This is a genomic window from Vibrio sp. McD22-P3 (genome assembly GCF_021568915.1).
GTDB lineage: Bacteria > Pseudomonadota > Gammaproteobacteria > Enterobacterales > Vibrionaceae > Vibrio > Vibrio mediterranei.
In genome coordinates, this window is record NZ_JAKGTN010000034.1 from 1 (window position 1) to 13,159 (window position 13,159).

11 protein-coding genes are annotated in these 13,159 nt (G+C 41.7%); 7 read left to right on the forward strand and 4 right to left on the reverse strand.

All coding sequences use genetic code 11. The features are described from left to right. Positions 1–16 precede the first annotated feature (16 nt). A complete protein-coding gene (locus tag L2W36_RS25580) occupies positions 17–529 on the forward strand; it encodes a TetR/AcrR family transcriptional regulator (protein WP_236111940.1) in 513 nt (170 codons plus the stop codon). A gap of 294 nt (positions 530–823) precedes the next feature. On the opposite strand, the gene nagA is transcribed toward L2W36_RS25580, so the two are convergent. Together nagA and L2W36_RS25590 are read right to left on the reverse strand one after the other, a co-directional pair. Next, entirely contained in the window at positions 824–1,960 is a 1,137-nt protein-coding gene (gene nagA, locus L2W36_RS25585) for an N-acetylglucosamine-6-phosphate deacetylase (RefSeq protein ID WP_268980859.1), read from the reverse strand. An 18-nt stretch (positions 1,961–1,978) separates the two neighbouring features. Next, positions 1,979–2,671, reverse strand: a complete 693-nt coding sequence (locus L2W36_RS25590; protein WP_236111926.1) for a putative N-acetylmannosamine-6-phosphate 2-epimerase — start codon at positions 2,669–2,671, stop codon at positions 1,979–1,981. A gap of 227 nt (positions 2,672–2,898) precedes the next feature. Between L2W36_RS25590 and L2W36_RS25595 the strand changes: the two genes are divergently transcribed. The 6 genes from L2W36_RS25595 (at position 2,899) to L2W36_RS25620 (ending at position 10,095) form a co-directional block, all read left to right on the forward strand. Further along, positions 2,899–4,506, forward strand: coding sequence for a PTS transporter subunit EIIC (locus L2W36_RS25595; RefSeq protein ID WP_236111927.1), 1,608 nt, complete (start codon positions 2,899–2,901; stop codon positions 4,504–4,506). Positions 4,507–4,599: 93 nt separating this feature from the next. After that, positions 4,600–5,448 (forward strand): MurR/RpiR family transcriptional regulator, encoded by an 849-nt coding sequence (locus L2W36_RS25600; RefSeq protein ID WP_236111928.1) that lies wholly within the window; start codon positions 4,600–4,602, stop codon positions 5,446–5,448. A 587-nt stretch (positions 5,449–6,035) separates the two neighbouring features. Beyond that, the gene (locus L2W36_RS25605; RefSeq protein WP_236111929.1) at positions 6,036–6,971 is read left to right on the forward strand and encodes an alpha/beta hydrolase; all 936 of its coding nucleotides are present in this window, start codon (positions 6,036–6,038) and stop codon (positions 6,969–6,971) included. Between the two features lie 287 nt (positions 6,972–7,258). Beyond that, positions 7,259–8,329: a hypothetical protein gene (locus L2W36_RS25610; RefSeq protein WP_104038403.1), complete on the forward strand. Its 1,071-nt coding sequence runs from the start codon at positions 7,259–7,261 to the stop codon at positions 8,327–8,329. Further along, positions 8,322–9,437: a hypothetical protein gene (locus tag L2W36_RS25615; protein WP_038882855.1), complete on the forward strand. Its 1,116-nt coding sequence runs from the start codon at positions 8,322–8,324 to the stop codon at positions 9,435–9,437. The genes L2W36_RS25610 and L2W36_RS25615 overlap by 8 nt, the downstream gene beginning before the upstream one ends. Before the next feature lie 22 nt (positions 9,438–9,459). Further along, entirely contained in the window at positions 9,460–10,095 is a 636-nt protein-coding gene (locus tag L2W36_RS25620; protein ID WP_017046385.1) for a hypothetical protein, read from the forward strand. Between the two features lie 518 nt (positions 10,096–10,613). Here L2W36_RS25620 and L2W36_RS25625 read toward each other — a convergent pair. Both L2W36_RS25625 and tenA read right to left on the reverse strand, forming a co-directional pair. Then, a complete protein-coding gene (locus tag L2W36_RS25625) occupies positions 10,614–12,161 on the reverse strand; it encodes an alanine/glycine:cation symporter family protein (protein WP_198558212.1) in 1,548 nt (515 codons plus the stop codon). Positions 12,162–12,489: 328 nt separating this feature from the next. Beyond that, entirely contained in the window at positions 12,490–13,152 is a 663-nt protein-coding gene (gene tenA / locus L2W36_RS25630; RefSeq protein ID WP_236111930.1) for a thiaminase II, read from the reverse strand. Between the last annotated feature and the right edge of the window lie 7 nt (positions 13,153–13,159).

Genomic DNA, 13,159 nt, shown 5'->3' on the forward strand with positions numbered 1-13,159 from the left:
AGGATCAGGTAACCAATTGAGTTCTGATGCCATTTTGGATATGGCTAAATCCTTGATGAAGGCAGAAGGAAAGATCCCCAGTATTCGTAAACTCGCCACTAACCTGAACGTAGATGCGATGGCGATCTATTACTACTTCGAAAACAAATACAAGCTGCTAGAGGCGATAACTACCTCACTGGTTGAAGATATCTATGAGCCTATCGTAAGTGACGATTGGGAATCAGAGCTATACAAGCTGTGCACCAGCTACCTTAGCCTACATGCCGATTATCCCGGTTTGCTGGAAACCACGCTGAGTATGGAAGTGTATGGCCCAGCAGAGGTGTTTTATGAAAAGTTTGAGCAAGTGGTCAAGCCTCTGTCGCTAGGTGAAGTCGCTACTATGAATGGTATAAGTCTGCTAGCTGACTACTTACATGGCTACGTTTTGGCGATGAACTGCAATAGTGATCGTGAAGCACTAGGTATCAGCATGCTGAAAGGACCGCTTCAGATGTATTGCATAGCATTGGAAAACACAAAATAGATATGAGATAAGAAATTCCCCCGACTATTCCTTGTAGAGATGATTATTGTTCTGTTGTGCAAACTCGATTTGAGATACCAAAAGTTATTTGAAGGATAAATACCATCCGAAAGTTCTGTCCAGAGACGTGCCAGCACGATCACTGCTAGAACGTTTATGCCCCAAAACCGCTTAGAGTAGATGCTCTTCACTAAACATGTATGCTTATATTGACCTATATTTTCTAATATTTGATTACTGCGAAAAAAGGCCACTCAAAGAAATAGGGGGAGTAGAGTGACCTGCAATAATCATCTAAAACCTGTACAAGGTTCCCTCAACTAGAACACAATTTGGTTTACCATTTTTGTCTAGGACTGTCGCTGACGCTCGATACCCTGCTTTAAGGTAACCAAGTTCTTTTTCAAGATTTAATGCATGGGCAGGGTTAGTACTTGCCATCTGATAGACATGAATTGGATCAATGCCCCAATCAATAAGATTTTTTACAGATTGTGCCATGGTGATATGTGCACCAGCGAGGTTGCCAGCTTCGTTAACTAATTTACCAGAGCTGAGTCTGATTTTTTGCCCATTAAGTGTAAAGATCTCATCAGGGTTTCCTACTGAGGCCATAGCATCAGTTACAAGTACCATTTTGTCTTTTGGCTTTAGTTTGATAGCCATTAACAAGTTTTGAGGATGTACGTGAATCCCATCAGCAATGAAAGATACCCAACAGTTATCATCATTTAACGCGATGCCTACTGCCCCAAGATCACGCCCAGTTTGGGGTGACATTGCGTTATACAGGTGAGTAAAACCATGAATACTTTCAAGCTTGTCAACTAGCTCTTGCTCGATAAGATCTGTATGCCCTGCGGCTATGATGCAGCCCTTATCTAATAGCCATTTAATACACTCTAATTCTACTTTCTCGGGTGCTAAAGTGATGAAATTTATTCCTTGTGATAACCAAGGGAAAGCATTTAATTGTTCAATGGTCGGACTATAAAACTTACTTTCGTCATGAGCACCTTTTTTTACAGAGTTTAACCAAGGGCCTTCTAAGTGGATACCTAGTAAGCCGCTAGTTTTCTGCTTTATGCCTTGCTCAACTGCTCTTAGTGCATCACTCATGATTGATGGCGTTTCGCTTATCAAAGTAGGTAGTATATGCGTCGTACCACCTTTACGGTGCGCTTCTATAATAGTTTTAATCGCTGTAACAGATTGGACATCATTGAACATCACACCTCCGCCTCCGTTGACTTGGATATCGATAAAGCCAGGAGTAATGACAGCGTCACCGCAATCAATCAAATCTATATTAGAATCAACTTTTGTGACTGGGATTACACTATGAATCTTTGAACAATCATACAGTAGGGCGTGGCGTTCTAAATAGTGTGTACCATCAAACAAAGTATCTGCCGTAATCGCTTTTAACATGATGCTCTCCTTTCTGGGTTAGCTATTTACGGCGTTTGCGGTGGCATCAAGGTACCATGATGTAGCGACTTCTAAACGAGTTAGTGCTGATCCTACTGTTACTGATAGTGCACCTGCTTGTATTGCCTTCCTACACAGATCTGGAGAATTAAATCTACCTTCTGCCATTGTGTGGTACCCAGCTTTCGCAAACTTCCTTACCAATTCGAAATCAGGGTCCACTGGTGTAGTCTCACTAGTGTAGCCAGACAAAGTAGAGCCAATCAATTCAATACCTTGGGAGTGAGCCCATAAGCCGTCAGCAAATTCAGCACAGTCAGCCATACCAATACAATTAGATTGAACGATCGCCTGTGCAATTGCCTCACGAGCCTCTGGCCTGATTCGATCTGTTGCATCGAAAGCAATAACTGCTGCACCTGCTGCTTCTAATGCTCTTACGTCTTCAACGAAAGGCGTAATACGTACAGGACTCTCAGGTAAATCTCTTTTTATAATGCCAATGATAGGAATGGAGACAGAATTTGCTACAGCGGCCACACGTTCAGCACTTTCGATTCTTAATGCTGGTGCACCTGCTGCTTCAGCTGCTTTTGCCATAGCAACAACAAACTCCGTAGTGTCGAGTGGACTTCCGTCAACTGGCTGAATAGATACAACTATAGTTTGAGCTAGTATTTTGACTATTTCAGTGATGTCCCAGTTTTTCATTACTCGCCTCTTATATGAATTTAATTTACAAAAATCTGTTTGTGGGGGTAGTTATAACACTAAAAATTATTTTTTACCTTTATGAAAATAATTTTTTTTAAATTGATCACAAATATTCTTCATCATCATTGAAGAATATTTTTTCCATGTTGATAATCAACTCGATTAAGGGAAGCTGCACAGCGGTTTAAATACAATTTTAATAAACCAAAGGGTTTGGAGGATACATGAACGGTATCTTTTCTGTACTACAAAAGATCGGACGGGCATTTATGCTGCCCATTGCTGTTTTACCAATGGCAGGTATTTTACTTGGTGTTGGTGGGGCATTCACGAGTGGGCCACTCATTGAAACTTATAATTTAACATTCTTGGCTCCTGGGACAGTTGCTAATCAGTTTTTGGTACTTTGTTTCCAGGCTGGCCTATTCGTGTTTGTTAACTTGCCATTGCTATTCGCCGTAGGTGTAGCAATTGGAATGGCAAACAATAATAAAGAGACAGCTGCACTATCAGCTGTGCTTGGGTTCTTGCTATTCCACACCGTAATCAGAACGGTACTTGGATTCCAAGGCTTAACACCAGAGACTACAAGTGTTGAAGGGCTTATTGCCGCTGGTGCGAATCCAGATGAGGCGGTTGGTTTAGCCTCGATGTATACTAAAGAGCTTGGAATATTTACGCTACAAACAGGGGTGTTTGGTGGTATTACATGTGGTCTTCTATCAGCATTTATTACTAATCGTTTCTCAAACGTAACCCTGCCAGATTACTTAGCATTCTTTAGCGGTAACCGCTTAGTACCTGTTATGACAATGCTGTTCTTTATTCCATTGGCATTTATATTTCCATTTATTTGGCCACCAATTTTCAAATCAATCGTCTTTGCTGGAGAAGCCTTCTCTGCTATGGGCTACATTGGTACATTCCTCTACGGTTCATTGATGCGACTTTTGAATGTATTTGGTCTTCATCATGCGATTTACCCATTATTCTGGTATACAGAACTAGGCGGTGTACAAGAAGTTGCTGGCGAAATGGTTGCGGGTGGTCAGAAGATTTTCTTTGCTCAACTGGCAGATCCAACAACGGTTCATTTCAGCTCAGAAGCAACACGTACAATGACAGGTGGTTTCTTGCCAATGATGTTTGGTCTACCGGCAGCTGCGCTGGCTATGTATCGTTGTGCAGACGATAAGAATAAAGCTAAAGTCAAAGGTATCTTGATATCAGCTGCATTAACGTCGTTCCTAACCGGTATTACTGAGCCACTAGAGTTTACGTTCTTATTTGTTGCTCCTGCGTTGTATGCGGTACATGCTGTGTTGGAGGGGATTGCTTACATGTTGATGCACATGTTAGATGTCGCTGTAGGGATTACTTTCTCTCGTGGGATTATTGACTTTACCTTCTTTGGGTTGTTACAAGGAACTGCGAAGACATCATATCAATGGATTCTGATCCTTGGTCCGGTTTACGCAGTGATTTACTACTTCGTATTTAGCTTTATGATTAGAAAATTTAATTACTCAACCCCAGGTCGTAATGATGCTGAGAATAAGCTGTACACCCGTAAGGATTATAATGGTAAAGATACTGAGCTGATCGACGATATTGTGACTAACTTAGGTGGTAAAGATAACATTGCTTCGATTGACGCTTGTATTACACGTCTACGTATTACAGTGAAAGACAGCGAACTACCCGCTAGTGATGATATTTGGAAATCACTCGAAGCAAAAGGGGTGATTCGCTCTGGCAATGGCATTCAGTTGATTTATGGAACTCAGGCTGAAACCTATAAGAATCAAATAATAGAGAAATATCACTTATAGCAATAGATATTGACAAGAGCCTAGCATTCGCTAGGTTCTTATTATTTTGAATTACGTTATACTCTAAAAGTCACTTATGAAACATAAAGCACTATGAACTCAGAACCTAAAATTAATTTGCTATCTCGCCTTCGTTATGGTTTGGAAGGTTATAGCCCCAAACTAAAAAAAGTGGCTTGTTTTATCTTATCTAACGCAGATAGTGTTCAGTACCTTACTATAACTGAGTTAGCAAGAGGTACGGTGACAAGTGAAGCAACCGTTATTCGCTTGTGTAGAGACCTTGGTTTTAAAGGATACTCAGACTTTCGAATGGGACTTGCGATTGAACTCAGCCAGCCGCAAATACAAAAAACTAATAACTCCGTGAATGAGGCGGCTGATCTCATTGACGTTGCAGCCCAAAGTGCGATTACCAGTCTGCAAGATACTGGAGCATTGATAGACCGAAAGCAGATTGACCGAATTTGCCAAATGATTCATGAAGCAGAAACTATTAATTGTGTCGGTGTTGGTGCATCGAGTATTGTTGGCCGTTATTTGACTTTTCGCTTAACTCGAATTGGTAAACACTCCATCATGTTTGAAGACACCCATCTTGCAGCGATGCGTGCAGTCAAATCGAAATCTAGTGACTTGTGGTTTGCGGTTTCAAGCTCCGGCTCTACTAAAGATATAGTATACACAGCTAAAAGAGCAGCTAGTCAACTATCCCCCGTAGTGAGTTTAACTAACATTCGACATAGCCCTCTGTCAGTGACTTCTGATGAAGTGCTTGTTGCGGCAAGACCTGAAGGACCTCTAACAGGTGGTGCGTTCGCTTCAAAAGTAAGTGCATTGCTTCTAGTTGACGTTTTGATTAACCAGCTAGTGGCTCATTATCAAGAGTATGCAGATTCTGTAAAAGATACAGCTGAAGTAACGTTGGCGTTTATGGTATAAACACCTATTGTTAGGCTGCTTGAAAAGGACACCACTAATCCTAACGCTATACATAGCAGCTCAGTTTCGGCAGGCAATTCTCAGAACGGTGTAATTAGTAGCTGCTCATCATAATCCTATCCGCATAATCAGTGGTCGACTGTACTTTCAGTAGATTTCCATTACCTAAAGTTATTCGTGATTTTCTAACTTTTGTCCAGAGGCGTGCGGACGGGGTATGAAACACGAAAATGCCCCCAAAACGTGTTTCAGAAGAGGAACTTGAACGGGTAAGCCATTAAACTCATCCAGTAATAATGAATTTAATGAAAAAGTTTCAATATTATGCAGAAACTGATTAATTATATAGACTCGAGGAAGGGATACCATAAAGGTTTTTCTGCAGTACAGCGGTTTAGTTCAAAAAGCATTTAAACTGTACAACTATCAGTTGGTTGCGTTCATTCCTCATTATTTTAGCTAACAATTATTCGTCCATAAAATGGATTTTAGGGATAAACATGAGTTTACTTCTCACTATCATCTTTCTTCTTTTCGCCCTAATTCTTACATTTAACCATATAGGGGTTAGAATCAGGGAAAAAGGGATGCGCTCCATATCCACACAGGAAATTGAAGAAGCTGGTCAGAAGTATGCTTTGACGGATGATGGTCGCCTTATCGCTTATGCCGTTTATGGTAGCGAACAATTGGGGGCTCAAGTCGTCATCAATATGCATGGCTCTGCACTTGAAGCTGGATTTGAAAAAGCAACTTACGCAAATATTTGCCAAGAACTTAATGTTAAAGGTATAGCGATTAGCCTGCCTGGCTGTGGCTTTACCGATCAGAAGCCCGGTCGGAAAGTTGTTGAGTGGGCCAGTGAAGACTTAGCTGCTGTGCTTAAAGCTGAAAATGTAGAACAGTTCTATATCACCGGGCATTCGCAAGGTACTCCACATGCGATGGCGACAGCATTAACTTATCCAGATAGAGTTATAGGCTTGGGTCTAAATGCACCTTTACTTCCTACAGCACTTAACAAAGAGTTGGGCTTTGCTAGCACAATAGGCACTGGTCAAACACCACACTCTAGCTCTCTTAAAAAATACAGTATGGGTTGGTATTTTAGTATCTTCCGAATTGTATTTGGTATGTTGCCTCAAAGCGTTGCTACAGGTGTACTTAGGAAAGGTTTTCCAAAAGTAGAAGCTGATAAAGAGCTAGTAGAGCGCTTTCATGCATCCCTTAAGCGTGGCGTTGTTAGGGGAACTTCTGGTTCTACATGGGAAACTGCACAAGACACTTGTTTTGATTGGGGGTTTGATGTCAAAGAACTCTCCCATAGTAATGCCTTTGTCTGGCACGCTGATGACGATAATACCGTTCCATCCATTCAAGGTAAGTGGTTAGCAAGCCACTTGGCTGCCGATCATAAACATGAGGCAGAGGGGTATGGACACCTTACCTATTGCGCAGGGCAGTACCAAAAGCCTGAAAACTCGATTATCGCCGCAATGTTAAAAGGTGTCAGTCTATCCTAATTAAAAAATTAATAGGGCATTGGGGTGAGGTCATTGTTGCCAGCCCTAAGTGCAGAACCAAAATCGGGTAGCCTAGATTATCTAGCCCTTAACCATACACCTCTTAGCACGTTTCTGCCCCAAAGTTAGTTTGAGCAATTTTACGTTGCCGCTTTAGACAAGACAAACCCAATCTAGAGAAAAACTTGACGGTACATTGAGCTAGCCACTAGAAGAGAGTCAATCATTTGCATATTATACAATTAAGTTTAGAGTAAATTTAATTATCAATAGTAGGGTTAGAATTAATGGCTGAAAACGGGCCTCGTGAGGAGATCGCGAAAGTTGTATCTTCCAATTTGTTAAGCATTTTTAAATGGGAGCAATATGGTCCTTACGACCAAGACTTTCCATGTAGAAAACAGGAAAAGCACTTAGACAAAAACAAAAACCAGAAGCACACCCACCCTGTTGATGTCGTTTGGGGTTACAAAGATCCTTATAGCAACAAAAACGTCCTTTTTAATACCGATTTAAAAAGCTACGGTAAGGGCTCAATAAGCCCTGCGAAGATAGAAGAAGCTTTGACATCTCTGGCGAAGACGATTGATTGCGCCGGTAATAGTACGCACTGGCAAGATAAATACCTAATTCCTGCGGGTGATTTTGAAGTCCGCGGTTTACTGTTTGTTTATAACCACGATAATCAATACCAGAAAGGCTTCTACGACTTTTTTTACCCACCCAAGCGAGAGAAAGGTCAAACAGGTAGGTTACCTAAGCCTGTTCAGCTTTCAAAGATACCTGTTCCTAAAGATAAAAAACTACACTTTATCGAACCACTTCAGATTAACTATTGGATGACAATTGCCTCTGATATTAACGATATGGTGCGTCAAAGTACGTTTCCAAAAACAGAGTTTGGTTTTTACTACCCAGAGTTGACCTTCCATAAGGTCGTCTCTTCGGAGAAATATCTGCCAGCGACTATCGAAATGTTGTCATCACCTTTCATAATCATCAAGCATGATGAGGTACATGATATCGTTGGTGGTCAGATTAAAGCTGTATACGATCCAGGTTACATTGTTTACTACAATCGACAAGCAAATACCGATAATGAATTTCTTTACCTCTTAGATTTGCTCTCAAAGTACCAGCTATTGAACACTGAAAACAAGATTCGATTAAAGGTACCTCACACTGAAACCAGTGGTTCAGCTCGTTCTCATTTTAATCGAGCGCTGGAAAAGTATGCCCACGAGTGGGGTTATGACAAAGAAATGAAGAAGAGACTCAATATTACACTGGAGTTAATTCCTTACAAGATAGAGTTCTATAACTCCGAAGATATTGGTTGGAAGGGTGTTCATGCATAAAAATTATCTTTATAGCGTCACTGATAAGGCTTTGTTTGACGCGCTCAACACTTCTAAGATTAACAATCCTGAACTCAGGGATTTGTTCCTTTCACGAGGCGTTATCATCTCGATTGAAACCAAAAGAGAAGCACTTGCTCGTGAATTTTCTAAATACAACCATGACTACTATGACCATCAAAGAATAGCGACAGCGATGGGCGTGGTGCAGCGTAAAGAAAAAACGACGACTAGCGACTATGCGACAGTAGTGGACACAGACTCTTTAGAGACGGCACTAGAAGTCCTAAAGAAACAAGTCACTGAAGAAGATGATCTGTGTCTTTGGCGTGAAGATGAGCACGGTAATTATGTTGTTGATATAACGTATGAAACGCCAGATTATACAAAATCTGAGTTTAAGCAAATTGTTAAGAAAGAAGCGACCATCACAATCGAGAAAACGGATTCTGGTTACACAGTAAGATATCCCGACAATCCAAAAGTGAAAGAGTACGAGAGAACCATTCGCGAGTCTATCGCACTGACAGCCGAAGAGGCAGGTGAGGAATTCGACTCTACTCGTATTAATTTAGCTTCAGTGGACGATGCTGATATGCGGACTAAGTTCTTTCAGCGGTTAATCTATGGCATGAATGGCTTTAAGGTGAGAGACGTTACGGATGTTTATTTATTTCACCCCAAACCAACAGATGATGAAGAGGACTCTGGAGATTCTGGTATACACATCAGTAGAGGCTCATTGAAAGGTGAAGGTGTACTAAAGTCTGATGAACTTCAGGATTTATATGGTCGTGGATTTTATATTTCCAAGATCCGATGGAAGTTTGAAGAGGAGCTTGTCGACTCGGATATCTATGTAATGGAAGCAATGTTTAGTGAGCCTGAAACTTTTGAAGATTTCGCGTATGTAACTAGAGGAAAGTTCAAGTATCAAGGGAAAGGAAAATACAACAAAAACTCATCAAAGCTGGACAACGAAGAAGAGCTACGGATATCTAGGCTTATCGAAGATACTGCACGTACGATAGTCGATGAAATCGTAGCAGAAACTCAAGGGGGGGACGAAAATGAGTCGTCAGAGGCTGAAGTTACTACTGATAAATAGTAAAAAGAGCGTCTCAGAAATAATGTCTAAATTAAGGCAGCAATCTGATGAGCAGCATGACTTTACATTTCACGGCGTTTCGCTGAATGAATCGGAAGCTCTTCACGCTACGTACTCTGAAAAAGTAGAGTTTAACGATGAGACCTATGACCAATTTGGTAATGTTATCGATGAGATTTCGTACGTCACCTATAGAAACATCAGCTTTCATATCGAGGCTCTAGATACAAACAAACTATTGATGGTGATTTATAACTCACCAAAGTCGACGAGGACGTTTTTGGATTGCTTCACGAGACTGTTTGACTTTCAGATGGGCTTTAGTAACCCAGAGTTGAGCTTGAAAGCGTTTAGATGTGTACTCGAAAGTGATCTTAACGCAAAGCTTGAAGGCACTGGAAAGGTAAAAGTTAGCCGCGTAGTCATAGACAGAGCGGCGAAAGCTAGTATCGAAATAACGAGCATAAAAGATGCGTTTCAGGCACTGGAAAAGCTTATAGAAGGCAAGGAATATAAGCTAGACAAGCTTAGTAGTTCAATTTACGTTGATGGGCATACCATTGACTTTGAACTATCTAAAACATGTAGCTTAAGGGTTCGGGATGAGTATCTAGGTTACATCTTGCCATCAATCAAAAATACGCTCATAAACCAATAGCTGGTTAATGAAAGCTATTAAAGTAAAGATAACCCAGTTGGTATAAATTGGATTAGTCTGGATTCAATCTGTCAGTTCTGTAGCCACGATGTAATCAGCTCTGACAGGTTGCTCTAAATCGGTTCTGTCCAAAAACGTGTTTCAGCGGATGGTCAAGAAAAATCATAAATGCCTAGCGAGTAGTGAACTGTGCGAGCGTCAGGAGTGGCTTTATGATTTTTCTTGACCATCATTCCCTTAAATACCCTTTTGGCAGGGTGATGGTCTTCACGCAGTGAGACCATCGCCTTGCTAAGCCTTCAGGGATAAAAAAAAGCGTCCACACCATCATACATAGTATGTACGCTTTATAGACCTAAAAGAAGCATTGTCAGTAAAGGGCTATCATTCACTCACACGCAAATAGACATATTTTTTACTGTATACTCGCTAAGCTACCCCTTTTTTTATGCGATGAGCAGGTTTCATGTCATCCCTGCACAGGCAGATACCTACCCAAAGTGAACATCAATTCTTAATTAAGATGTCTGTGTCTGAGTGGATGCGGAGCCCGCCTCTTGAGGCGCGTCAGGCTTTTTACCTGTTTTACGCTCGTAGCGACCTTCCCAGTAGTCTGCACCTTTAATACCAAGTGCGACAGGGTTGAATGTGTACTCTTCTACACCTTGCTCCTGCTGTTTCTCATAATCTTTGAGTGCAATGACTGCTGGTTTGGCAATAAAGAAGATGATCAAAATGCCCACGATGTTTAACCATGCCATCAGACCAACACCTACATCACCCATAGCCCAAGCAAGGTTAGCCGCTTTCACTGTCCCATAAAACACAGATGTAATTAGCACGAGTTTCAAGATGAACATCAATCCGTTGATTTTGAAAGTACGGCGAATGTAAGCGATATTTGTCTCTGCAATGTAGTAGTACGCCAGAATGGTCGTAAATGCGAAGAAGAATAGTGCAAATGCGATAAATAGCTTACCAACACCAGGCATTGTGCTTTCGATAGCTAGCTGAGTAAACGCAGGACCATTGGCTCCAACGGTTTCGGCAAGGTTTTGTACCAAGAACGTACTCTCTGGACCATGAACGTTGTACGCACCTGTGATAAGAATCATAAATGCTGTCGCAGAACACACTAGAAGCGTATCAATATAGATAGAGAAAGATTGCACTAAACCTTGTTGTGCTGGGTGATCAACGTTTGCTGCTGCAGCTGCATGTGGACCAGTACCTTGGCCTGCTTCGTTAGAGTAGACGCCACGTTTTACACCCCAGCCAATTGCCGCGCCGAAGCCTGCCATTGGGGTAAATGCATCGCCAATAATCATACTAACAATCCCCGGTACTTCACCGATGTTAAGCAGAATAATCACGAACGCGATGATGATGTACGCTAGAGCCATAAATGGCACAACGATTTGTGTGAAGTTTGCGATTCGTTTTACGCCACCAAAAATGATGAACGCAAGAATGACGGAAATAACTGCACCAGTGAAAATTTTAGCAAAACTGATGGTACCGATAGCAGTGTCAATCATAGCGCCTGTGCCGAATGCGGTTTCTACTGCATTACCAATGCTGTTCGATTGAACACCAGGTAGAAGAACACCACAAGCGAAAATAGTCGCAATAGCAAAGATCCATGCGTACCATTTTTGTCCCATCGCTTTTTCTATGTAATAAGCTGGGCCGCCACGAAATTGCCCTTCATCTTCTTCTTTATAGATTTGAGCGAGCGTGGATTCGATATAGGCTGTTGCTGCGCCAAAAAACGCAACCATCCACATCCAGAAAACTGCGCCTGGACCACCAAAACCAATAGCCGCAGCGACACCGGCAATATTACCCGTACCAACGCGACCAGAAAGTGAAACCGCTAAAGCTTGAAATGAGGAGATCCCTTTTTCTGAGCTTTTACCGGAAAGTAATAGACGCCACATTTCGAAGAAATGACGCACCTGTACAAAACGAGTGAGCACTGAATAAAAAAGGCCAGCACCAAGACACAAGTAAATTAGAGCGGGACTCCAGATTATCCCGTTTAAAAAATCAACCAAAGACTGCATAGTTCTTCCCTGTAAAGCTGGGGTAGCTTTTGAAACTCAGCGACTGATGTTCTGATTGTTCGAAAGCTATTGTTGATACCCACCGTTTCCCAATCGTCCTTGCTTGCACGAAAAGCATGAGAAAGCTGAGCGCGAAGTGTTTGAATTTATAAAACACTTCGCGCATCCTACCTAAGTTTGTTGCAAATGTTAAGGTTGGATGTAAATATTGTGTTAACACGTGATGGCAGGCACAAAATTTTAAATGCGGGTTGTTTGTGTGATATTTGTTTGTTAATTGCTTTCTTTGAAGAGATAAAAAAAGCCGACCTAAATAGTCGGCTTTAGATTAGGCGGCATCTAAGCCTTGTTGCCAAAAGGCAATTTCCATGCGAGTTGCCGTTTTAAACACATGTATGATCTCTTGTGCTCTCTGGCTTTGCAGGTCAATGTCTTTTAGTAGCACGTCTAATCGTTTGATACTGGTTTGCACTCCTGACTGGAATTCTTCGCTGCCATACAGTTCTATCCAACTACGATAGGGATTATCTTCTAGCATGGTATCGGCGCTTTTGAGTAAGTTGTCACCGATAACGGCATAGCCGATGGCACAGGGTGCTAGTGCAGCATAAAGATCAACTAATTCGCCCGTCATTCCTGCATCTAGGACATATCGTGTATACGCCACGGTACCAAAATCTTCGACTTCCGCTTCCATATCTGCTTCTGTGATTCCCCACTGCTGGCAATAAGTGACATGGTGGCCAATCTCAGAGTTTAATAGTGCCTCAACACTTGGTACCGCTTCGCGCATTTGAGCAAGTGTTTTGGCTTTGTAGATCGCTAGTGCATAGGCGCGAGCGTACTGCTTTAAGAATAGAAAATCCTGCTTCAAATAGTGTAAATACGCCTGCTGAGCGAGAGCCCCAACCGCTAATTGCTTGACGAAGTCATGTTCGGTGTAAGCTAACCACTCTTGTTGGCAAGCGTTAATTAAGTCTTGATGGTTCATGGTCACT